This window comes from Rhodococcus sp. T7 (assembly GCF_009872365.1).
Lineage (GTDB): Bacteria > Actinomycetota > Actinomycetes > Mycobacteriales > Mycobacteriaceae > Rhodococcus_F.
This window is the reverse complement of sequence record NZ_WXYH01000022.1, coordinates 21,417-44,245: the sequence shown is the minus strand read 5'-3', so window position 1 is coordinate 44,245 and position 22,829 is coordinate 21,417. Positions and strand designations below refer to the sequence as shown.

General features: G+C 69.2%; 18 protein-coding genes. 5 read left to right on the top strand and 13 right to left on the bottom strand.

Translation table 11 applies throughout. The features are described 5' to 3' along the window. Positions 1-30: 30 nt before the first annotated feature. The 3 genes from MLGJGCBP_RS03320 to MLGJGCBP_RS03310 all read right to left on the bottom strand — a co-directional run bounded on the left by MLGJGCBP_RS03320 (position 31) and on the right by MLGJGCBP_RS03310 (position 3,775). Complete coding sequence (locus MLGJGCBP_RS03320; protein WP_095861249.1) at positions 31-2,004, bottom strand: vWA domain-containing protein; 1,974 nt, start codon at positions 2,002-2,004, stop codon at positions 31-33. After that, complete coding sequence (locus MLGJGCBP_RS03315; protein WP_015889399.1) at positions 2,004-3,389, bottom strand: sigma 54-interacting transcriptional regulator; 1,386 nt, start codon at positions 3,387-3,389, stop codon at positions 2,004-2,006. The genes MLGJGCBP_RS03320 and MLGJGCBP_RS03315 overlap by 1 nt, the downstream gene beginning before the upstream one ends. Before the next feature lie 74 nt (positions 3,390-3,463). Further along, on the bottom strand, positions 3,464-3,775 hold the full coding sequence (locus MLGJGCBP_RS03310) for a hypothetical protein (protein ID WP_160094049.1): 312 nt from the start codon (positions 3,773-3,775) through the stop codon (positions 3,464-3,466). 180 nt (positions 3,776-3,955) lie between these two features. Here MLGJGCBP_RS03310 and MLGJGCBP_RS03305 point away from each other — a divergent pair, with 180 nt between their 5' ends. Continuing rightward, on the top strand, positions 3,956-4,921 hold the full coding sequence (locus tag MLGJGCBP_RS03305) for an alpha/beta hydrolase (protein ID WP_160094048.1): 966 nt from the start codon (positions 3,956-3,958) through the stop codon (positions 4,919-4,921). Here MLGJGCBP_RS03305 and MLGJGCBP_RS03300 read toward each other — a convergent pair whose 3' ends face one another. Next, positions 4,922-6,016 (bottom strand): N-acetylmuramoyl-L-alanine amidase, encoded by a 1,095-nt coding sequence (locus tag MLGJGCBP_RS03300; protein WP_160094047.1) that lies wholly within the window; start codon positions 6,014-6,016, stop codon positions 4,922-4,924. It abuts the gene before it with no gap. 546 nt (positions 6,017-6,562) lie between these two features. Between MLGJGCBP_RS03300 and MLGJGCBP_RS03295 the strand changes: the two genes are divergently transcribed. Further along, positions 6,563-6,796: a hypothetical protein gene (locus MLGJGCBP_RS03295; RefSeq protein WP_087558699.1), complete on the top strand. Its 234-nt coding sequence runs from the start codon at positions 6,563-6,565 to the stop codon at positions 6,794-6,796. Positions 6,797-6,851: 55 nt separating this feature from the next. Here MLGJGCBP_RS03295 and purH read toward each other — a convergent pair whose 3' ends face one another. The 4 genes from purH to MLGJGCBP_RS03275 form a co-directional block, all read right to left on the bottom strand. Further along, positions 6,852-8,408 (bottom strand): bifunctional phosphoribosylaminoimidazolecarboxamide formyltransferase/IMP cyclohydrolase, encoded by a 1,557-nt coding sequence (purH, locus tag MLGJGCBP_RS03290; protein ID WP_160094046.1) that lies wholly within the window; start codon positions 8,406-8,408, stop codon positions 6,852-6,854. Then, positions 8,401-9,081, bottom strand: a complete 681-nt coding sequence (gene purN / locus MLGJGCBP_RS03285; protein ID WP_143543077.1) for a phosphoribosylglycinamide formyltransferase — start codon at positions 9,079-9,081, stop codon at positions 8,401-8,403. The genes purH and purN overlap by 8 nt, the downstream gene beginning before the upstream one ends. 55 nt (positions 9,082-9,136) lie before the next feature. Continuing rightward, the gene (locus MLGJGCBP_RS03280) at positions 9,137-10,678 is read right to left on the bottom strand and encodes a cell division protein PerM (protein ID WP_160094099.1); all 1,542 of its coding nucleotides are present in this window, start codon (positions 10,676-10,678) and stop codon (positions 9,137-9,139) included. A gap of 111 nt (positions 10,679-10,789) precedes the next feature. Continuing rightward, complete coding sequence (locus MLGJGCBP_RS03275) at positions 10,790-11,863, bottom strand: DUF5336 domain-containing protein (RefSeq protein WP_160094045.1); 1,074 nt, start codon at positions 11,861-11,863, stop codon at positions 10,790-10,792. 126 nt (positions 11,864-11,989) lie between these two features. Between MLGJGCBP_RS03275 and MLGJGCBP_RS03270 the strand changes: the two genes are divergently transcribed. Beyond that, positions 11,990-12,616, top strand: a complete 627-nt coding sequence (locus MLGJGCBP_RS03270; protein ID WP_087558703.1) for an IMPACT family protein — start codon at positions 11,990-11,992, stop codon at positions 12,614-12,616. Positions 12,617-12,676: 60 nt separating this feature from the next. On the opposite strand, the gene sucD is transcribed toward MLGJGCBP_RS03270, so the two are convergent. From sucD to MLGJGCBP_RS03255, 3 genes are all read right to left on the bottom strand, one after another. Further along, complete coding sequence (sucD, locus tag MLGJGCBP_RS03265) at positions 12,677-13,579, bottom strand: succinate--CoA ligase subunit alpha (RefSeq protein WP_160094044.1); 903 nt, start codon at positions 13,577-13,579, stop codon at positions 12,677-12,679. A 15-nt stretch (positions 13,580-13,594) separates the two neighbouring features. Further along, positions 13,595-14,764 (bottom strand): ADP-forming succinate--CoA ligase subunit beta, encoded by a 1,170-nt coding sequence (gene sucC / locus MLGJGCBP_RS03260; RefSeq protein WP_087558705.1) that lies wholly within the window; start codon positions 14,762-14,764, stop codon positions 13,595-13,597. Between the two features lie 169 nt (positions 14,765-14,933). Beyond that, positions 14,934-16,808 (bottom strand): hypothetical protein, encoded by a 1,875-nt coding sequence (locus MLGJGCBP_RS03255; RefSeq protein ID WP_236580898.1) that lies wholly within the window; start codon positions 16,806-16,808, stop codon positions 14,934-14,936. A gap of 306 nt (positions 16,809-17,114) precedes the next feature. On the opposite strand from MLGJGCBP_RS03255, the gene MLGJGCBP_RS03250 reads away from it, so the two are divergent. Further along, the gene (locus tag MLGJGCBP_RS03250; RefSeq protein WP_160094042.1) at positions 17,115-18,176 is read left to right on the top strand and encodes a M23 family metallopeptidase; all 1,062 of its coding nucleotides are present in this window, start codon (positions 17,115-17,117) and stop codon (positions 18,174-18,176) included. Between the two features lie 74 nt (positions 18,177-18,250). Here MLGJGCBP_RS03250 and pcrA read toward each other — a convergent pair whose 3' ends face one another. Further along, positions 18,251-20,740 carry a DNA helicase PcrA gene (gene pcrA / locus MLGJGCBP_RS03245; protein ID WP_160094041.1) on the bottom strand — a complete coding sequence of 830 codons (2,490 nt, stop codon included), beginning with the start codon at positions 20,738-20,740 and terminating at the stop codon, positions 18,251-18,253. Positions 20,741-21,013: 273 nt separating this feature from the next. On the opposite strand from pcrA, the gene MLGJGCBP_RS03240 reads away from it, so the two are divergent. Next, positions 21,014-21,310 carry a chorismate mutase gene (locus tag MLGJGCBP_RS03240; RefSeq protein ID WP_005238528.1) on the top strand — a complete coding sequence of 99 codons (297 nt, stop codon included), beginning with the start codon at positions 21,014-21,016 and terminating at the stop codon, positions 21,308-21,310. A gap of 38 nt (positions 21,311-21,348) precedes the next feature. On the opposite strand, the gene MLGJGCBP_RS03235 is transcribed toward MLGJGCBP_RS03240, so the two are convergent. Continuing rightward, positions 21,349-22,803 (bottom strand): NAD-dependent succinate-semialdehyde dehydrogenase, encoded by a 1,455-nt coding sequence (locus MLGJGCBP_RS03235; protein WP_201452947.1) that lies wholly within the window; start codon positions 22,801-22,803, stop codon positions 21,349-21,351. Between the last annotated feature and the right edge of the window lie 26 nt (positions 22,804-22,829).

The window sequence follows — 22,829 nt, the reverse complement described above, 5'->3', positions numbered from 1 at the left end:
AACCGCCGGCGGTTAAGAAGTACTCACGGGTCAGCGCCTGCGACGCATGTAGTCGCTGACGACGGCGGCGCCGAGACCGTCCAGGCCGGGGGCCACGACGCGTCCGCCGACCCGTTCCGCCATCCGGTCCACCACCCGCGCGAGACCGGGATCCTCACCGAGCCGGAAGAACGTGACATGGGCGCCGAGCCGGGCGAGGGTGTCGAGTTCCCGGACCGTCAGACCGAGGGTCCGGGCGCTCGGCGGGTAGTCGAAATACGCGAAGCCGTCCGGCTCGAGATGCGCCGTCGGCTCACCGTCGGTGACGATCAGGACCACCGGCTGCGCGTTGGGGTGCCTGCGCAGATGCCGGGCGGCCAGCAGCAGCGCGTGGTGCAGGTTGGTGCCCTGATCCCAGGCGCCGTCCAGCCCGGCCAGCTCCGACGGCGTCAGCACCTGCGCGTGCCTGCCGAACGAGATGAGCTGCAGTTCGTCGCTGCGGAACCGGGTGCTCACCAGGTGGTTCAGCGCGAGGGCGGTGCGTTTCATCGGCACCCACCGCCCCTCCATCACCATCGAGAACGACGTGTCGACCAGCAACGCGACCGCCGCCTGCGACCGCTGCTCGGTCTCCATCACCTCCACGTCCGCGACGGACAGCCGGACCGGGACGCGACCGCGTTCGACCGGATCGGACGCCGCCCGCAGCACCGCGTTGGTGATGGTGCGCGTGACGTCCCACGGCTCGGTGTCGCCGAACGCCCACTCGCGGGACGCGCCCGTCGGCTCCCCCATCGCCCCGGCGCGCCGCGTCTCCCGTTGCCCGCCACGTGAAGACAGTTGCTGCGCGACGTCCCGCAGGGCCGTCTGACCGAGTTGGCGCATCGCCTTGGGCGACAGCCGCCATTGGCCGTCCGCCCCGCGGTCGAAGAAACCCTGGTCCCGCAGGGCCTTCTCGAGTTCGGCGAGGGTCTGCGCGTCCGCCGCCGCCTCGTCGCCCAGTTGCCGGGCCAGGGCTTCGGCGTCGATGTCGTCGAGTTGTGCGCCCGCGTACTGCTGCGACAGTTGCTCGGCGAGCGACTCGAGTTCCGCGATGTCCTGCAACGCGCCGGTGCCCTCACCGAGGCCCATGCCGTCGTCGCCGCGGAACCGCTGCGCGCCCTGCCAGTCCTCGCCGGGACGCGCCGCCTGCAGGTGCTGGTCGAGGCGGTCCAGCTGTCCGATCAGCGACGGATCGCCGAACGCCTGCTGCGCCAGCGCGTCGAGTTCGTCGCGCTGCTCCTGCGACAGCGAGTTCCGCAGCCGCTGCGCCGCCGCCGCCCGTTGCGCCAGCGAGTCGAGCAGTTCCTCGACGTTGCGCGGGTTCTCGGGGAAGTACTCCCCGTGTTTGTCCATGAACTCGTCGAACTGTTCCTGCGTGTCCTCGCCGCGGGAATGCTTGTCGAGCAGGTCGTTGAGATCGGCGAGCATCTCCCGGATGCGTTCGCGGTCTTCTTCCGTGGCACCCTCGAGCGCCTGTTTCATGCCGGCGAACCGCTGGTCCAGCACCTCGCGGCCCAGCAGGTCCCGGATCTTCTCGTAGTCGGCGCGGGCTTCGGAACTGCGCCAGTCGTAGTCGGCGAGTTCCTGCACGGCCTGCGCGGTGGAGGGCGACAGTTCTTCGAGACGCATCTCGGAGAAGCGTGCGTCGTCGTCGAGCGCGCGGGCCAGCGTCTTGCGTTCCTCGAGTACCGCGCGGTCGAGGAGTTCCCGGACCTCTTCGAGGGTGCCGTTCAGATTGTTCCGCTTCAGCAGTTCGCGGCGGCGCCGATTGGCCTCGGCCGCAAGCTCGTCCAGCCCGCGCATGTCCCGGTTGCCACGGCGCAGCATCTCACGCAACGCCTGCCGCGGCGAACTGCCCGCGAACACGTCGTCGCCGATCGCGGCGAGCGCCTCGCGCAGGTCGACCGGCGCCGCCAGCGGATCACCACCCTCGTACGGCCCGTACCGCGCATTGTGCGGCCCGCGTTCCGCCTTGCGGGACATTACGAATACACCGTCTGCCCGTTGATGTCCGGGTTCTTGGAGATCCGCCGCGCCAGGTACAGCCCTTCGAGCGCGAACTCGGCCGCCGCGGCCCGCTCGCCGTCGGACTCCGCGCCCAGCCGCTCGGCGAGCACGTCGAGGACCTCGAGTTCGGGCAGTTCGTTCAGCAACGCCTTCGCCGTGATCCGTTCGCCGGTGACCACCGGGTCGCCCTGTTCGACGGCGTCCACGAGTTCGGCGAGGTCGATGCCGCCGAGCCGGGTGCGGACCGTGTCGGCCGTCGCCCGCCGGAGCAGGTGCTCGAGGACCTCGATCTCGCGCCCCTCCTCACCGGATTCGAATTCCACCTTGCCCCGCAGCACGTCGACGACGGTCTCGAGGTCGACGGGCCGCGCGACCGGATCGGCCTCACCGAGGACGGCACCGCGATGCACCGCCGCCGCGCTGACGGTTTCGGCACCGGCCACCGCGAAGCGGGCGGACACCCCCGACCGCTGATCGACCGACGTCGACTCGCGGAGCAGCCGAGTGAACCGGGCCAGGATCTCGAGCAGATACTCGGGCACCTCGGCGGTGAGGTGCGCTTCCTGGAGGATGACCGCGACCTCGTCGTCGAGACGCGTCGGGTAATGGGTCCGGATCTCGGCGCCGAACCGGTCCTTCAGCGGAGTGATGATGCGACCGCGGTTCGTGTAGTCCTCCGGGTTCGCACTCGCCACCATGAGGACGTCCAGCGGCAACCGGAGCGTGTACCCGCGGACCTGGATGTCGCGTTCCTCCATGACGTTGAGCAGCGACACCTGGATGCGTTCGGCGAGGTCGGGCAACTCGTTGATGGCGACGATGCCCCGGTGCGCGCGCGGAACGAGACCGAAGTGGATGGTCTCCGGGTCGCCGAGGCTCCGGCCCTCCGCGACCTTCACCGGATCCACGTCGCCGACGAGGTCTGCCACCGACGTGTCGGGGGTCGCGAGCTTCTCCGAGTACCGCTCACTGCGGTGCCGCCACGCGACGGGGAGGCTGTCGCCCAGTTCCTGCGCCCGGCGGATCGACGCCGGGGTGATGGGCTCATAGGGATGCTCCCCGAGTTCGGAACCGGCGATCACCGGGGTCCATTCGTCGAGGAGCAGATTGAGGGTGCGGAGGAGGCGGGTCTTGCCCTGACCTCGTTCGCCGAGCAACACCACGTCGTGACCTGCGATGAGTGCCCGTTCGAGTTGCGGTTCCACCGTCTCCTCGAAACCGACGATGCCGGGCCACGGGTCACGACCGTCGCGTAGGGCCGCGAGCAGATTCTCGCGGATCTCTTCCTTGACGGTGCGTTGAACGTGGCCCGACTCGCGGAGCTCGCCGACGGTGGAAGGTCTGTGTTCCGATGACGTCACCACTCCACGCTACGAGGGTTCGGGCGAATCGGCACGCGGTTAATGCTCGGCGGCGCCGTCGGAGCACTGCGCTCCTACGCCGCAACCGCGTACGACGACGCGGCGTCCAACTCGCTCCACGCGGCGCGGTACTGCTCGACCGTCACCGGATCGGCCGCCGTCAGAAGCGAGTCCAGCAGGAGTCGCGGATCAGCTCGCCATGCCCGGACCACGTTCGCGACCGCGCGGTTCGAGAACAGACCCGACCCTGTGAGCGCAGACACCCACTCGTCGATCGCGCCCCGGTGAATCCGCTCGACGGCCTCCCGGCGGAACCCGCCGTCGACGAAGTCGAGGGAGAACATGGCGGCGACGAAATCACCGGTGGTCAACTGTACGACGTTCATGATGCGGCACCTTCCTGGAGTCGGGAGCTCTTCTCGGACGTAATCCGTTGGAACAACTGGTGATGCTGACGCTAATCGCCGAATTTGTGAGTTCTGTGATGCTTCTCTGAGATCTCGGCCGCGATGCCCGCGTGCCATGACCAAGCGACTGCGCGCGACGTGAACTGGTAGACAGTCCCCATGCCTGACACCGAGATCACCTTCGCCAGCGGTGCCGTCACCTACTACGGCAGCCTCCGTACCCCCGCCGACGCGAACGGGTCGGCGCCCGCCGCACTGCTGCTCGCCGGTAGCGGTCCGACCGACCGCAACGGCGACAGCGCCCTGCTCCCCGGTGACATCGGAACCCTCCGCCACCTCGCCGACGTGCTCGAGCAGCACGGACTTGCGAGCCTGCGCTACGACAAGATCGGCAGTGGCGAAACCGCCCTCGGCCCGTACGAGGTGGAAGAGGTCGGCGCTCTCGGCTTCACCACCTTCGTCGACGCCGCGTCCGCGGGCCTCGACTTCCTGGCCGCCCAACCCGGGGTCGACCCGTCGCAGCTGATCGTCATCGGACACAGCGACGGCGGTCTCGTCGCCCTCGCGCTCGCCACCGCGGAAAACGAGTCGCGGGTGCGCGCCGTCGGACTGCTCGAACCGCTCAGCGTCCGGCTCCTCGACCTGCTCACCACACAGATCCACGGACAGCTCGACGCCGTCGTCGGCGCCGGGCAGCTGCCGGTGGAATTGGCCGACGAACTGCGGCTCGCGCTCGCGGACACCGTCGAGTCGCTCCGCACGTCGGGCACGATCCCCGACGACCTGCCGGAACCCCTGCAGAACGCCGGGCTGGTCCACGCCAACGCCAAGGCCCTCGCGGAGGAGGACGCCCTCGACCCCCGCGCACTGGCCGGCCGGCTGCCCGCCGGGTTCCCGGTTCTCACGAGCTGCTCCGCGAAGGACATTCAGGTGCAACTCGCGGACGTCGACGGCCTGAACGACGCCCTCGCGCACACCGCGCTGACGCCGGTGCGGATGACGAACGCCAATCACGTCCTCAAGGACGTCGGCGACCGTCCGTCCACCGGACCTGATTACGTGGAACCGCTGCCCTACTCGGCGGAGTTCACCGAACCGTTCGGCCGGTGGATCGCGTCGCTGTGATCAGTTCCCGCCGGCCCCGGTGATCACGGCCATCAGTGTGCTCGCCAGATCGGATACGAGCCCGAGGTTCTTGTCGTTCACGAGGTCCTGCAGGCCGTCCAGCCCCTGGACCTCGAGCAGCGGTGCGAGCATCTCCATCAGCTCGGACAGCTGCGCCGAGTCCGGCGCCGTCGACTTGGGGTTCGTCGACTTCGGGGTGGTCACCTTCGGGGTCGTGGTGGTGGTCGACGACGCGCTGTCCTCGCTCGCCTCGGGTGCCGTGGTCGCGGCCGGCGCGGCCGCCAGCTCCTGGGCCGGCGCCGTCTCCGACCCCGTCAGCAGGTAGGTGACGATGCCCGTCGTGATGGTGATGGCGTGCTTCAGCTGGCCGTCGGAGCTTTCCAGCTGCGCGGAGTCCTCCTTGTTGGACCCGTTGCCCATCTCGACGAACACCAGCGGAACCTGGGTCAGTGCCGGCCCGGCTACATCGGCGCGGGTCTGCAGGCCGTCGTTCACGCCTGCGTAGTTGGCGGGTACGAAGCCGTCGGACTTGTAGGCGTCGCGCATCATCTTCGACGCCTCGAGCCCGCCGCCGGACTGCGCCGCGTCCGCCTTCTCGTCGGGGATGGGCAGCGACGGGATGATCATGTGGAACCCGTGCTTGCCCGCGTCCTCACCCTGCGCCGTCGAGTCCGCGTGGATACTCACCGCCAGATCGGCGTTCGATTCGCTTGCCGCACGGGCCCTTTCGTCGATGCACCCGCCCCAGCCGGTGTCGTCCTGACGGCTCAGGACGACCTTCGCGCCGAGGCTCTCGAGGCTGCTCTTCACCAGCTGGGTGACGTTCCAGTTGATGGTGTGCTCCGGCACCCCGCCGAGCGACGTCATGCCGCTCGTCTGGCAGTCCTTCGTGTTGCCGCGGCCGTCGTTCACCTGCTGCGCGAGGTCGTGACCCTCGCTGGAACCCTGATGTCCGGGGTCGAGGAACACCGTCATCCCGGACAATTCGGTGCCCGTCGCCGTCGCCGCGGGTTCCGCCGACACCTGAGCAGGGATGAGCACGGACGCACCCAGAACGCAGGCGCCGAGGCCGGCCTTGATCGCAAAACGGTTCATAACGGGGATGGGCGCACCGTCGCAGTCCGGGCGCCACTCTCCTTCCACAGGTGCCACTCGAGTCACATCAGCCCCGAGTGAATCAGCTGCACCGCGCGTTCGTGCCGCTCGAGTCCGGATCGAAAGCAACCTGTAACCAAAGTGGTGGGATGCGACGGACGCCCACCGATTCGCCGGATTCCCACGCAATTGCCCGCGCGTCCGCCGAATCGATCTGCGGATGTGAACGGCACGGCAACTCTGGGCGAAGAGTCGCTGCTCAACCGCGCATTCCTGCACGGTGGCCGGATAATGGAAGTGCAAACCCTCAACCGGTGCTGTACGGTCATCTACCAACCAGCAACGACACGCAGAAAGGTACGGCCATGATGCAGCTTCACGCGCTCTTCGCATCCGTACCCGCATGGCGTCGATGCTCCGCCGACAAGCACATCACCAAGTACGGCGCACCCCGAGAACGTTGAGACTCAACCAAGTCGTTCTCGGGCACCCAGGGCAAACCCCTCGGGTGCCTTTTCTTTTACCCTTCACTTTCAGGAGCACCACATGAAACTTCGCATCAACCAACTGTCCACCTCGCCCCCGTATCTGGACCTGCCGGACGACCTCACCGGTTACGCCGTCACCCTCGACCTGTCGCACTGCGACGCCGCCCACGAGGCCGGACTGGGCGAACTGATCAGCGAGGTCCGCAGTCGCGGTGCCGCCCGCGTCGTCATCACCGGTTCGCCGCGGGAACTCGAGGGCACCGGCCGCGTGCACGGGGCCGCAGCGGCCTGACAACGCAGAACGGGCCCCGGCGCGATGCCGAGACCCGTTCGAGAAAAGCTGAACGCTAGTGCGCGAAGTGCCGCGCACCCGTCAGATACATGGTGATGCCGGCTTCCTTCGCCGCATCGATCACCTCGTTGTCACGGACGGAACCACCCGGCTGCACGACTGCCTTGACGCCGGCGTTCGCGAGCACCTGCAGTCCGTCGGGGAACGGGAAGAACGCGTCCGACGCGCCCACCGACCCGACCACCCGGTCACCGGCCCGCTGCACCGCGAGGTGCGCGGAGTCGACGCGGTTGACCTGGCCCATGCCGACGCCGACCGACGCACCGTCGGAGGCGAGCAGGATGGCGTTGGACTTCACCGAACGGCACGCGCGCCACGCGAACTCGAGATCCTTCAAGGTCTGCTCGTCGGCGGCGTCGCCGACGGCCAGGGTCCAGTTGGCGGGGTCGTCGCCCTCGGCGTCGAGCACGTCGCGCTCCTGGAGGAGTGCCCCACCGGACACGGGACGCAGTTCGATTCCCGTCGCGGTGGGCGCCTTCGCGAGAAGGACGCGGACGTTCTTCTTGCGCTGCAGCACACCGAGCGCGCCGTCGGCGTAGGACGGAGCGATGATCACCTCGGTGAAGATCTCGGCGACCTGCTCGGCCATTTCGACGGTGATCTCGCGGTTCGCGGCGATGACTCCGCCGTACGCGCTGACCGGGTCGCAGGCATGTGCCTTGCGGTGCGCCTCGGCGATGTCGGCTCCGACCGCGATGCCACACGGGTTCGCGTGCTTGATGATCGCGACGGCCGGCTCACTGAAGTCGAACGCCGCACGCCATGCCGCGTCGCCGTCGGTGTAGTTGTTGTACGACATTTCCTTGCCGTGCAGCTGCTCGGCCTGGGCCAGACCGGCCGGGGCGGCGGAGTTCACGTAGAGGGCCGCGGCCTGGTGCGGGTTCTCGCCGTACCGCAGGACCGCCGAGCGGTCCCAGGTGGCGCCTGCCCACTCGGGGAACTGCGAGTCACCGCTGTCCACCAGCGTGGACGTCATCCAGCTCGCGACCGCGACGTCGTACGACGCGGTGTGCTGGAACGCCTGCGCTGCGAGGGCGGTGCGCTCGGGCAGCGTGAAACCGCCGTCCGCGATCGCGGTGAGCACATCGTCGTAGCGGGCGGGATCGACCACGACGGCCACCGACGGGTGGTTCTTCGCGGCCGCGCGCACCATGGACGGACCGCCGATGTCGATCTGCTCGACGCATTCGTCGGGGGTCGCACCGGAGGCGACGGTCTGGGTGAACGGGTACAGGTTCACGACCACCAGCTGGAATGCCTCGATGCCGAGTTCCTCGAGCTGCGCGAGGTGCTCCGGCTTCCGGGTGTCCGCGAGGACGCCGGCGTGCACCCGCGGATGCAGGGTCTTGACCCGGCCCTCGAGGCACTCGGGGAAGCCCGTCAGCGCCTCCACGGGGGTGACCGGGATGCCGGCGTCGGCGATCTTCGCTGCGGTCGACCCTGTCGACACCAGCTCGACGCCTGCCTTGTGCAGGCCCGTAGCCAGTTCGATTAGACCGGTCTTGTCGTAGACGCTGACGAGCGCTCGGCGTACTGCCTTGCGTTCACTCACTGGGGATCACGGCCTTTCGTCCATCGGAAACAACTCCACGGGTGGCGACAGCGGCGATGACGTCCGCCAACAACCGTCGCTCCACAGTCTTGATGCGCTCGTGCAGGGTCGACTCGTCGTCGCCGTCGAGCACCGGCACGGGCTCCTGCGCCAGGATCGGTCCGGTGTCGACGCCCGCGTCCACGAGGTGGACCGTCGAACCCGACACCTTGACGCCGTAGGCCAGCGCATCCGGGACCGCGTGCGCGCCGGGGAATGCGGGCAGCAACGCGGGGTGCGTGTTGATGATGCGACCGCCGAAGCGGTCCAGGAAGGCGGGGCCGAGGATCTTCATGAATCCCGCCGACACCACGAGCGACGGCTGGTGCGACGCGACGGCCTCGGTCAGCGCGACATCCCACGCCGACCGGTCGGCGTGGTCGCGCAGCCCGACCCGGAAGTGGGTGATGCCCGCGGACTCGGCGTGCCGGATGGCGTCGCAGTCGCGGTCGACGCCGACGGCGACGATCTCGGCGGGATACCCGTCGGTGTGGGTCGCATCGATCAACGATTTCAGGAGCGTTCCCGCACCGGAGGCGAGTACGACGATCCGCGCCGGCGCGGACGCGACCGGCGAAGTGGTCGTGGGCCCCAGGTGGTCACGCGAGGAAGTCAGCGCTCTACTCCTGAACAATCGAAAGGCCGGGTGAATCGAAAGGGGGCGGTCGCATCGTCGACCGACCAAGAGCCTAGTCGCTGGGGGTTGCAGGCCCGCGGGGCAGGTCGGCTTCCGGGGCCTCGCCCGCCTTCCCGGCCCCCTCGGGTTCTGCCGTCGCCGCGTCCTCCTCGACCTCGGCATCCACCACGACCTCGGCCTCGGCGTCGGTGTCCTGCGGTGCGACGGGGGCCGCCGGCGCCTCGGTGTCGTCGACGAGTTCGGCTTCGATCACCCGGCCGGGAGCGGCGGCTACCGGGGCCTCCGGCTCGTCGGCGATCGGGGCGGCGATCGCCGGAACCTCCTCCGCACCGGGAAGGTGCGGTTCCTCGTCCTCCGTGCCGGCCTCGTCGTCGGCGCCCCGGCTCCGGTGCCAGGCGACGACCACTGCCGTCACCGCGCCCGCGAGTCCGAGCCACGCGAACGTGAGCAGCCCGAACGCCCACCAGTTCAGCTCGACCGTTCCGAACGCGCCGAGCCTGCCGCCCGACACGAGCCCGAGTACCGCCGTCACCACACCCACACCCGCGGCGGCGGTCAGCACGGTGAACAGCGCCTCCTGCCCGGCGACGCGACGTCCACAGTCGCGTCCGAGCATCACACCGATCAGCAGCGGAACCACCAGCAACGCCGGCCAGGCACCACCCGACACCCCGTCGGGAACCGCGCCGAGCAGCGGCAACGGCGGCAGCGAACCACCGACGTTCCCGAACACGCTGACCGAGACGTCCCCGATCTGCGCCGTCCCGCCCATGACGGCGGCCGCCGCGCCCACCACCACGTTCGGCAGATACAGCACGGACAGGATCGTCAGTCCGAGCAGCCCGACGACGCCGTCGCCGCGTTCGAGCAGCGCCCCGACCGTGGACCACTCCATCAGCAGCGAGATCGTGACCAGCACCGCGCCGGCACCGACGATCGCCGCCATCGCGCGCAGTCCCGGCCGCACCGCGTCCCGGACCCACGACGGAACCTCTGCACCGAGCGTCGGCCACATCGCGACCGCCACACCGATCCCCGCCGCGAGCAGGTGCACCACCAGCACCCACCCGAACGCGGCGAGCGCATTCGGGGAGGACAGCGGGATGACCGCCGACGCGTCCGCGATGACCGCGAGGGCGATGGCCGTCACGACCAGCGGTCCGGCCACCGCGGCGCCGATCACCTGCAGGGCGTACCGCCGCGAGGACGCTGGATGCACCGCCGCCGCGCACCCGCGGGCGACCACCCACATCATCCCCGCCGTCGGGATCAGCGGGAGGACACCGAGGGACGTGCCGTCGATCGTCAACGGCACCTGGTGAATCGCCAGCCACGACGCCGCGATGGCACCGAACGTTCCTGTGAGGTCGCTGTTCGCCGCCACCAGCGTGACGACGATGAGCGCGGACAGCAGGACGACCGTGACCCCCGCGGGCCGGAACGCGACAGACAGCAGCGCCCGCATCTCGTCCGCGTCGGGCACCGGACGCTGTCGCGGGGCTCGCCGCGCATCGTCACGGACCGCTCGCCGCCCGTCATCACGGACGGCTCGCCGTCGTGCACCCTGTGCGACGCGCTGAGCACGATCAACCAAAGAACTCATCCCCTCGAGAGTGGCACTCCGACGCCGCGACAGCGGTCAGGCGCGCCGCACAGAAGTGGCCTCCGACCAGGTTCGGTCAGAGGCCACCTACTGGATGGACCGCTACTTGTCGTCCCTGTCGGCGCGCGTGTCGAACGCCTGCGTCGGCGCGCTGTACCCCTCCGATTCGGACTTCTCGGCCGACTCGGCCGGCTTCGCCTCGGTGGACGGCTGCTCGCCGTACTCCAGAGTGCGCTCCACGGGCGAGGACTCGGCCTGCGACCCGTATGCCGGCGCCGCATGCTGCGCCGATCCGTAGCTGGTCCCGGCCGGGTACTGCGAGCTGGGCGTTCCGGTGGGCTGCGACGGCGTCGACGGCTGCGAGTACCCCTGGTACTGCGGCTGCTGGTAGGCGGTGGTCGGGGCATCGTACGACCCGGATCCGGCACCCGTGCTCGCTCCGTAACCCGGCTGCTGAGGCTGCCCGTAGCCCTGGGCGTAGCCGGGCTGGCCCTGCGACGGCTGACCCTGCTGGCCGTAACCCTGCTGGCCGTAGCCGGGCTGGTTCTGCTGCCCGTAGCCGGGCTGCGACTGGCCCTGCTGCCCGTAGCCCTGAGGGGCGCTCTGGCCGTAACCCTGCGGCTGCTGCTGCCCGTACGACTGCTGCGAGCCCTGCGCGTACCCCTGCGCGGCGCTCTGGCCGTAACCCTGCGGAGGAGTTTGGCCGGGCTGACCGAAGCCCGCGGCCGCGGCGGGCTTCGGCGCCGGCTGCTTGAGGAGGCCGATGTCGAACAGCGCCGCCGCCACGGCCACAGCCGACTGGATGAAGCCGAGAACGAGGATCAAAATTGCGCCCCACCCGGAATCCGCGTCGACGTTCAGGAAGACGAACAACGCGACGATCCAGCCCGCGATGGACGCCGCTGCGGCAGCACCCGCATAGGACTGCCTCGGAAGGAGGGATGCCGCCGCGAGCAGACCACCGAGGAACAGCAGTCCGAGCCCGTCCGTGTTGGCTTCGAACGAGTTCACGGATTCTCGCGCCAGCGTGGCATACGGCGCGAATCCGAGCAGCAGGTTGAGGACACCGAGAACTGCGACACCGATGAGGAGGAAGAAGCCCAGGCCTTTCGATTCTCTCCCTGCAGTCGGTTGCGCGGGCGGACCGTAATTCGGCCCGCCGGGCGTGAACGTCATGACTTCTCCTAGTCGACAAGTGGTCGTCTGCGTGCGCTCTTCCGACGCTAGCCTACGTATACCCGTCGGTCACCGCTGTCGGTCACGTGCGCGGGAGCCGGGAGCAGCACAGGAGACAATGGTCCGGTGCCGTACACCCTCGCTCCACGCACCGCCGATCTCATCCTCGAGACGGAGGTGAAGCATTCACGCTTCATCGCGGCCCTGCGGCGCGTCGAGGACGCCGAGGCGGCGCAGGCTTTCGTCCAGGATCGTCGCAGCGCGTATCCCGATGCGCGACATCACTGTTCGGCGTTCATCGTCGGTAACGGGCCCAGCGACCGGGTCGAGCGTGCGAACGACGACGGCGAACCCGGTGGCACCGCGGGCATTCCGATGCTGCAGGTACTCAAGGCCCGCGACCTCGTCGACGTCGCGGTCGTCGTGACCCGGTACTTCGGGGGAATCAAGCTGGGGGCGGGCGGACTGGTGCGCGCCTACTCGGGCGCGGTGGCCACCGCGGTCGATGCCGCACCGCTCGTGGGGAGGGAACGCCGCCACCTGCACACTCTCGCCGTGGGTCACGCCGAGGCGGGCCGGGTCGAGTCGGAACTGCGGGGGCGGGGCGTCGTCGTGGTGGACACGACATATGCGGAATCCGCGGTCCTCACCCTCGCGGCGAGGGACTCTGCGGAGCTGGCCGATCTGGTCGCTGCCGTCACGTCGGGGACGGGGACACTCGATCCGGCTGGGGAGATGTGGGTCGACGCCTGAACGACCCGTGCGCCTTTCTGGTAGCCGGAGCAACCAGAAAGGCGCACGGGCCCGGAGGGCCTAGGCCTGGACGGCCAGGCTCTGCAGGATCTCGCGAGCGAGCGCAGCGGTCTCGGACGGCGTCTTGCCGACCTTCACGCCGGCAGCCTCGAGGGCGTCCTTCTTGGCCTGCGCGGTGCCCGAGGAACCGGAGACGATGGCGCCTGCGTGGCCCATGGTCTTGCCCTCGGGGGCGGTGAAGCCCGCGACGTAGCCGACGACCGGCTTCGTGACGTTCGCCTTGATGTAATCGGCGGCACGCTCCTCGGCGTCGCCACCGATCTCACCGATCATCACGATGACCTTGGTCTCGGGGTCCTTCTCGAACGCCTCGATGGCGTCGATGTGGGTGGTGCCGATGACCGGGTCGCCGCCGATGCCGATGGCGGTGGAGAAGCCGAAGTCACGCAGTTCGAACATCATCTGGTAGGTCAGCGTGCCCGACTTGGACACGAGGCCGATCGGGCCGGTGCCCGCGATGTTGGCCGGGGTGATGCCGACCAGCGACTCGCCGGGGGTGATGATGCCGGGGCAGTTGGGTCCGATGATGCGGGTCTTGTTGCCCTTGGAGACGTTGTACGCCCAGGCGTACGCCGAGTCCTGCACGGGGATGCCCTCGGTGATGACCACGAGCAGCGGGATCTCCGCGTCGATGGCCTCGACGATGGCGTCCTTCGCGAAGGCCGGGGGAACGAACGCGATGGAGACGTCCGCGCCGGTCTTCTCGATGGCCTCGGCGACGGTGCCGAAGACGGGCAGCTCGACGCCGCCGTCGTGGGTGACGGTGGTGCCGGCCTTACGGGCGTTGACACCGCCGACGACCTGGGTGCCGGCCTTGAGCATCAGCGCGGTGTGCTTCGTGCCCTCGCCGCCGGTGATGCCCTGGACGATGACCTTGGAGTCCTTGGTCAGGAAGATAGCCATGTGATTTAAGTCCCTTTACTTTGCGGCGAAGGCCAGCTCGGCGGCCTTGTCGGCAGCCTCGTCCATGGTTCCGACGACCGTGACCAGCGGGTGGGCGGCCTCGGCGAGGATACGACGACCCTCTTCGACGTTGTTGCCGTCCAAGCGGACGACCAGCGGCTTGTTGGCCTCGTCACCCAGCGTCTTCAGGGCGCCGACGATGCCGTTGGCGACCGCGTCACACGCGGTGATGCCACCGAAAACGTTCACGAACACGCTCTTGACCTGCGCGTCGTTCAGGATGACGTCCAGGCCGTTCGCCATGACCTCTGCGGAGGCGCCGCCACCGATGTCGAGGAAGTTGGCGGGCTTCACGCCACCGTGCTTCTCACCTGCGTAGGCGACGACGTCCAGGGTCGACATGACCAGGCCGGCGCCGTTACCGATGATGCCGACCTCACCGTCGAGCTTGACGTAGTTGAGGTCGTTTTCCTTGGCCTTGAGCTCGAGCGGGTCGGTGGCGTCCCGGTCCTCGAACGCCTCGTGGCCGGGCTGACGGAACGCGGCGTTCTCGTCCAGCGTGACCTTGCCGTCGAGCGCGAGGATCTCGTCACTGGGCGTGCGGACGAGCGGGTTGACCTCGACGAGGAGAGCGTCTTCGTTGATGAAGACCTCCCACAGCTTCTGGATCGTCACGGCCGCTGCGTCGAGCACCTCGGCGGGCAGCTTTCCTGCCTCGGCGATGCTGCGCGCGAACGCGAGGTCGACGCCCTTGACGGCGTCCACGGGGATCTTCGCGAGTGCGTCGGGGTTCTCTTCGGCGGTGACCTCGATCTCGACGCCACCCTCGACCGAGCACATGGCCAGGTACGTGCGGTTGGTGCGGTCGAGCAGGAAGGAGATGTAGTACTCCTCGGCGATGTCACTCGCCTCTGCGACCAGCAGCTTCTTGACGACGTGACCCTTGATGTCGAGGCCCAGGATCGCCTCGGCGTTGGCCTGCGCTGCGTCGGCGTCGGCGGAGTACTTGACGCCACCCGCCTTGCCGCGGCCGCCGACCTTGACCTGCGCCTTGACCATCACGGGCTTGCCGATTTCTTCGGCAATCTCGCGTGCGCCGGCCACCGTGTCGGTAACACGCCCAGCCGAAGTCGGCACCTCGTGCTTGGCGAAGAGTTCCTTCGCCTGGTATTCGAAGAGATCCATCTGCTCACCGTCTCGTCTGCGTTGACACCCGCTCGAGGGGTAGGAGCGGGTCTGTTTTGGACTTTAACCAGTTGCCGGGCCCGCTCTGCGCCCGCGTGTCTGCTATGTGGTCCACATCACGCGATATCACGCACTGAGGCGGGCCTCACCGCTGCAAACGGGGCGGACCTCACCGATTTCTGCGGCGTGCAGTGAGGGCCGCGGCAGCCGCAATCAACACTATGCCCACCGTTGCCGGGACGACACCGGCCCCCATTTCGGGGTCGGTGACCCGGGCGACGGTCAGCGGCCACGACACGAGGTATACGCCCACGGCAACGGCCGAACCGAGCAACAACGCGACCGCCCTGGCGGGCCGGGCACGTGAGGCAACTATCACTGCGAGGACGACCGCGACGCCGAGCAGCACCCGTCCCCACACGTCGAGGTTCCACGGGACTTCCGCGAACGACGCGGGCGCGTACTCGTCGCCGCGTGCGTCGGTCCCGTGGAAGAGGGGCAGTCCCAGTCCGGCGAACGCGGCGACGGCACCGAGCCCGCCGACCACGAGGACCGCGGTCGAGGTGGACGGCTCCTCGGACGTGTCGATCTCCTCGCGTTCCGCCGAGCCCGCGAACCACGTCAGCACGCCGGTGACACCGGCGCCGACGGCCGCGCACCACAGCAGCACGGCACCGATTCCGGCGCCGATCCCCGGCACGTCGGTCGCGAGCACCACCGACTGCGACACCGCGGCGACGGAGTACGGGATCGTCGCCCACAGCACCCCGATCGCGGGCCGGACGGCGGACGCGAACTCCGACAGCAGCAGCCAGACGCACCCGACGACCAGGACGAGGGCCGCGACGAGCACGACCCGGGTGGCGTAGACGTCGGGGCGCGCCGTGTCGCCGGGGATGTCGAGGACGGGCAGCAGCGCTCCGGCGGCGGCCAGGAGGGCTGTGACGATTCCGGTGGCCCCGGCGGCGACGTGCCATCGCGCGATCCGGGCGCGGGCCGCGGCGGCCTCGGCTCGCAGCGCCGCCTTGGCGACGCCCTTCGCGGACGGGGTGACCGCCCCGGGCTTCGGCGGGCCGCCCTGCGCCGGCGCGGTCGGCGAGGCGGCGAGTGTCTTCAGGATCCTGCCGTCGCGGGCCCGGTCGATCATCGGGATGCAGACGCCGACGAGCACCAGGAGGCCGGCGCCGACGGTCCCCCACACCGCGCCGGGACCGGGCTGGATCCGTTCGCCTGCGGCAAGCCCCGCGACCAGGCGCGTCCCGACCACGCCGAGCGCGGCCAGACCCGCCCCGACGAGCGCACCGGACGCGACGGGGGGCGAGATGGACGCCAGCGCCGAAGCGACGACGATCAGGACGGCCGCCGCCAGGATCCCGGCGCCCGCGGACGCGGCGAGGTCCGACTCGACGACGGTCGGGACGAGGATGACGGGGTCCTCGGACACGAAGGCGGGAGCGAACAGCGCGCCGACCAGGACGACGGCGGCGGCCACCGCGACGGCGGACGGCAGGAACCCGATGCGGGCGCCCGTCGCCCGCCCGACCTGTTCGGCGCTGCGGGCGTCGCCATATCCGTCCATCAGCGAAGCCCGGTGCACGGCGACCATGCCGAGCAGGCCCGCAAAGGCGATCAACGCGTGCCCGGCGAGGGCGGCGTAGGCGCCGGTCCCGGCGGCCAACTCGGCCGCGGTGTCGGGCCGGAACAATTCGAGCCGGTTGGCGTCGATGGCGTCCGTCCACAGCTGCGTGTCGAGGACGGCGGCGCCGACGGACACGGCGCCCGCACCGGCCAGCAATGCCCCCGCCACCGCGGTGCGGCGGGCGAGAACCGCAGGAACGGCCAGAACCGGTGCCGCAACGGCGAAGACGGCGGCAAACACCGCGGCCGCGCCGATCGCGGACGGCGCTGCCGCCCCGTCGACCGCGCGGACGGCCTGCAGGACGGGCGCCGACGCCACCCCGAGACCTCCGACGAGGCCCAGCACGACCGCGAGCAAAGTCCCCCGGCGCGCGCGGACGGGATCGGGCTCGTCGACGGCCGTCAAACCGGTGCCGCCGGACGAAGGAATGCGTTCGGGCTCGGCCCTGCGCCCGTCCGGGGATCGAGTTGATGACGCCACAGGCCGACGCTAGCGCTTACCCACCGCCTCCCCCGGGTTGTGACACGCGTGCGCACGGGCGAGATTGAACCGAGACGAAAAGTGGGTTCGACGTTTCCCCAGCTCAGTTTGTGATGCCGGTCACATGTAGCCGTTCCTCTGCGTTACAGGTTGCGCGCATCGCAACCGTTTCGTTACCGTCGCCAAGGTCTTAGTCACAGGCAGGTCACGAGCAGGAGGACGGACGGGCGTATGCACCATCGCAGCCAGTTCACGGCCAGCCGTTTTGTGAGTCACCACGATGACGAGTTGCGGGGTCACAACGACGAAGTCGCGCCCACGTATCCCCCACAGTCGGTCGAGCACTATCCCGAGACCGATAGTTCTGAGATTTCCAGCATGTTCTTCCGCAATTCGCAGTCCACACGCTCCACCCACGACAGCGTCGACACCGGCAACGGCATCGCGACCGTCGACACCGAGTCCGAGATCCCCGGCTTCATCCCCCGCAGCGGTTCCGAGTCCTTCGAGGGCGCACCCTCCCACTCCCGCCGCGGAGCCCACCGCATCCCGACTCCCCCCTCAGCTCTCAAAGGCCGCGCCGCAGTCCTCGCAGTCGCAGCAGGCGCCGTAGTCGCCGCAGGCCAGGCCGCAGTCACCAGCGGATCGTCCAGCTCCTCCGATCACTCCGAGGTCGCCCTCGCCAGTGACGAGTCGAGCGCCATCGGAACCACCGCAGAGCCGCAGGCCGCGCAGTACTCCACGGTCGCCGACACCGCCGCCGCCGATTCGAACGCCCCGCAGGTCCTCAACATCGCGAACCCGACCGACCTGTCGCAGTTCAGCAACCTGCTCGCCAAGGGACAGCGTTTCAGCGAAGAGCGCGCCGCCCGCGAAGCCGCTGCCCGCCGCCCCCTGTTCGTCCTCCCCGCCGTGGGAACCTTCACCTCCAACTTCGGAACCCGCTGGGGCACCCTGCACGCCGGCGTCGACATCGCCGCCCCCATCGGCACTCCCATCGTGGCCGTCGCCGACGGCGAGGTCATCGACTCGGGTCCGGCTTCCGGGTTCGGCATGTGGGTCCGCCTCAAGCACGCCGACGGCACCATCACCGTCTACGGCCACATCAACACCTCCACCGTCACCGTCGGCCAGAAGGTCATGGCGGGCGACCAGATCGCGACCGTCGGCAACCGCGGCTTCTCCACCGGCCCCCACCTGCACTTCGAGGTGCACCTCGCCGGCGAGAACAAGATCGATCCCCTGCCCTGGCTGGCCTCGCGCGGCATCAGCCTCGGCCCCGAGATGGACTGACCTCCCGGAACCACCCCGAACACAACACGACTGCGGCGCATGCATTGCATGCGCCGCAGTCGTGTTTCGTGTCTCTACAGCTTGATCATCGGGACGCCACCGATCAGCATCAGCCGGACCTTGCCCGCGCTGCCGAAGTCGATGGTGACCGTCGCGGTCGGCCCGGCGCCCTTGGTCTCGAGGACCGTGCCGAGGCCGTACTTGTCGTGACTGACCCGGTCGCCGACCGCGAGGACCAGGTTGTTGTTGCGGGAGCGCGCGGCGCCGAAGCTCGGGATGCTCGTGCTCGCCGAACCGCCGCCGTAACCGGAACCGCCGCCGAACCCCTGCCCGTATCCCGATCCGCGCGCGCGGCCACCGCCGATCGCACCACCGGAACCCATACGGGGGCCCGGGTCCTCGCGGCGCCAGTGCACGAGATCCGACGGGATCTCCTGCAGGAACCGCGACTCCGGGTTCTGGATGGGCTGACCCCACGCCGACCGCATGACGGCCCGCGTCAGGTACAGCCGCTGCCGGGCCCGGGTGATGCCCACGTAGGCGAGCCGACGCTCCTCCGACAGTTCCGTGGGGTCGCCGAGCGCCCGCATGTGCGGGAACTGCCCGTCTTCCCACCCGGTGACGAAGACGACGGGGAATTCGAGCCCCTTCGCGGTGTGCAGGGTCATCAGCGTGACGACGCCTTCGTCGTTGTCGGGCAGCTGATCGGAGTCCGCGACGAGGGACACCCGTTCGAGGAACGCGGCGAGGGAACCGGGGTCGGGTTCACCGTCCCTGGCGTCGACGTCACCGTCCTCCGGCGGTTCCACCAGCCCTGCGGCGTTCCGCGCGTCGGAGCTGAACTCCCGCGCCACGCTGACGAGTTCGTTGAGGTTGTCGAGGCGCGCCCCGTCCTGCGGGTCGCTGCTCGCCGCGAGTTCGGCGCGGTAGCCCGTCCGCTCCAAAACCGCCTCGACGACGTCGCCGATGTCGCCGAGCTGGTCGGGGACGATGTCGTCGGCCGTGGTCTCGGGCGGCATCAGCACCCGCAGTCCGTCCATCAGCTCGAGGAACGACGCGATGGCCTTCTGGGAGCGGGTGTTGAGCAGCCGCACCCGGCCCTCCCCACCGTCCCGCAGCGCCTCGGCGAAGCTGATGCCCCGCTGTTCGGAATGGACGGCCACACACGCCTCCGCGCGGTCGCCGATGCCGCGGCGCGGGGTGTTGAGGATCCGGCGCAGGCTGACGGTGTCGTCCTCGTTGGCGAGGACCCGCAGATACGCGACGATGTCGCGCACCTCCTTGCGCTCGTAGAACCGCACCCCGCCGACGACCTTGTACGGAACACCGAGCCGGATGAAGATCTCTTCGAGGGCGCGGGACGAGTTGTTGGTGCGGTAGAACACCGCGACGTCACCGAACTTGGCATCGCCCGAATCGACGAGCTTGTCGATCTCGGACGCCACGAACGACGCCTCGTCGTGCTCGTTGTCCGCGACGTAGCCGGTGATGAGCTCACCCTCGCCCGAATCGGTCCACAGCCGCTTCTCGCGCCGTCCGGTGTTTTTCGAGATCACCGAGTTGGCCGCCGACAGGATGTTCTGGGTGGAGCGGTAGTTCTGCTCCAGCAGGATGGTGCGGGCGTCCGGGTAGTCGCGCTCGAATTCCTCGATGTTGCGGATCGTGGCGCCGCGGAACGCGTAGATCGACTGATCCGCGTCACCCACCACACACAGCTCGGCCGGGGCGACCCGGTGGTCCGCGTCCTCGCCGTCCGCGGTGCCGCCGACCAGTTCCCGCACCAGCATGTACTGGGCGTGGTTCGTGTCCTGGTACTCGTCGACCAGCACGTGCCGGAACCGTCGGCGGTAGTACTCGGCCACCTGCGGGAACGCCTGCAGCATCGCAACCGTCTCGCCGATCAGGTCGTCGAAGTCCAGTGCGTTCGCCGACCGCAACCGCTGCTGGTAGTGGCCGTACACCTTGGCGATCAACCGCGGCAGTTCCGCCGGTTCCTTGTCGGCGTCGGCGCTCGCCTGCTCCGGGCCGATCAACTCGTTCTTGAGATTCGAGATGTGGGTGGCGAGCAGCCGCGCCGAGTAGCGCTTGGTGTCGATGTTCAGATCCTTGGAGATCATCGTCAGCAGTCGCCGCGAATCGTCCGCGTCGTAGATGGAGAAGTTCGAGTTGAGGCCCGGAAGCAGCGCCGCCTGGGCCCGCAGGATCCGCACACAGCTCGCATGGAACGTCGACACCCACATGCTGTTCGCCCGGGGGCCGACGAGGTGGGCGACCCGCTCCCGCATCTCGGCGGCGGCCTTGTTGGTGAACGTGATGGCCAGGATCTGCCCGGGCATCACCCCCCGCTCGGCCAGCAGGTATGCGATGCGACGGGTGAGCACAGCTGTCTTGCCCGAGCCTGCGCCCGCGACGATCAGCAGCGGAGATCCGGCGTGCACGACCGCTTCCCGTTGCGGTGGGTTGAGGCCCTGGAGGAGCGCGTCGGACCCCGTGCGCGCCGGCGCGGCGGCGGGCGGAGTCGACTCGGCGCTCAGGGGAGAAGCGGTGCCGGAGATAGTGTTCATCAGGTATCCAACTTACCGGCGTGTACCGACAGCGTCACAGCGGCTTGGCCTGCGCGGTGCCGCCATGGCAAACTGGTACGTATGTTCAGTCCGCCGTCGCGCCCCCTGTGGCGATTTTTTTACGGGTACCGGCCTCCGGTGCCCGTGAACTGAACAGCTCACGAGCCCCGAGGTCCGCACCGGATCCGGGGCTTTTTTCGTCAAATGAGCCTGGATCGGTAACGACTCGAGCCAAAACAACGATCCAAGTTCTGACAAGAGGGAGACGAACCAATGAGCACTCAGACCGTCGCTTCAGCCGCCAAGGAAACCGCTGTGCCCACCAGCGAGGCCGAGATCGAGGTTCTCCGCCAGGAGATCGACAAGCTCGACGCCGAGATTCTCGCCGCGATCAAGCGTCGTGCCGAGGTCTCGCAGCTCATCGGGCGCACCCGGATGGCGTCCGGCGGTCCCCGCCTCGTCCACAGCCGTGAGATGAAGGTGCTCGAGCGGTTCAACGAGCTGGGCCAGGAAGGCCACACGCTCGCCATGCTGCTGCTGCGCCTCGGGCGCGGCCGCCTCGGTCACTGAGTTTCCCGAAGCGGCCGGCCGTCCCCCGACGGCGGTCGTCACGGTTCGAGTGCGACGTACTTGGTCTCCAGGTACTCCTCGATGCCTTCACTGCCCCCTTCGCGCCCGAAGCCTGACGCTTTGACGCCGCCGAAGGGGGCAGCGGTGTCCGAGATGACCCCTCGGTTGACGCCGACCATGCCCGATTCGATGGCGTCGGCTACCCGGAGCGCACGATCCAGGTCGCGGGTGAAGATGTACGCCGCCAGCCCGAACTCCGTGTCGTTGGCGGCGGCGATCCCCTCCTCCTCGGTGTCGAACCCGGCGATCGCGGCCACCGGCCCGAACACTTCCTCCTTCAGGATCCGAGCCTGGGCGGGAATCTCGTCCAGCACCGTCGCCGGGTAGAAGTAGCCGGGACCTTCCGGGGCGACGCCGCCGAGCCGCACCCGGGCGCCCGCGCCGACGGCGTCCTGCACCAGTTCCCCGACCTTCTCGAGCTGGTCCGCGTTGATCAGCGGGCCGAGCGTCGTGTCGCTGTCCGTGCCGGGGCCCAGCTTGTACGAGGACAGCTTGTCCACGAGTTTCGTGGTGAACTCCTCCCGCACACTGTTCGCGACGTGGAACCGATTGGCCGCGGTGCAGGCCTCGCCGCCGTTGCGCATCTTGGCGAGGAGGGCGCCCGCCACCGCCTTGTCGACGTCCGCGTCGTCGAAGACCACGAAGGGCGCGTTCCCGCCGAGCTCCATCGACGTACGCAGCAGCCCCTTCGCCGACTTCTCGACGAGCATCCGCCCCACCCCGGTCGAGCCCGTGAACGTGAGCTTGCGCAGCCGCGGGTCGTCGATCAGCGGACCGGTCACCTCGCCCGACTTCGACGTCGGCAGCACGGACAGCACGCCCTTCGGCAGTCCGGCGTCGGCCATGATCTCGGCGAGCAGCAGCATCGTGAGCGGCGTCTCGGAGGCGGGTTTGACGATCATCGTGCAGCCTGCGGCCAGCGCGGGCCCGATCTTGCGGGTGCCCATCGCGAGCGGGAAGTTCCACGGCGTGATCGCCAGACACGGTCCGACGGGCTGCTTGGTCACCAGGATGCGCCCGTTCCCCGCGGGCGCCGGGGTGTAGCGGCCGGCGATGCGCACCGCTTCCTCGCTGAACCACCGGAAGAACTCGGCGCCGTACTTGACCTCCGCGGCGCTCTCCGGCAGCGCCTTGCCCATCTCCAGCGTCATCAGCAGCGCGAAGTCGTCGGCCCGGGCGGTGATCTTCTCGAACACCGCGCGCAGCAGTTCCCCGCGCTCCCGTGCCGGGGTCGCGGCCCACTCCCGCTGCACCGCCACCGCGGCGTCGAGGGCCTTCATCGCGTCGCCCGGACTGGCGTCGGCCACCTCGGTGAGGGCGTCGCCGGTGGCCGGGTCGAAAACGGTGAACGTGGCACCGTTCTCGGCGTCGCGCTTCTCGCCGCCGAGGAAGAGGGTCGTGGGAACGGTTCGCATGAGTTCGACAGCATCCATGACGTCCATCATGCGCCGCACCGAAG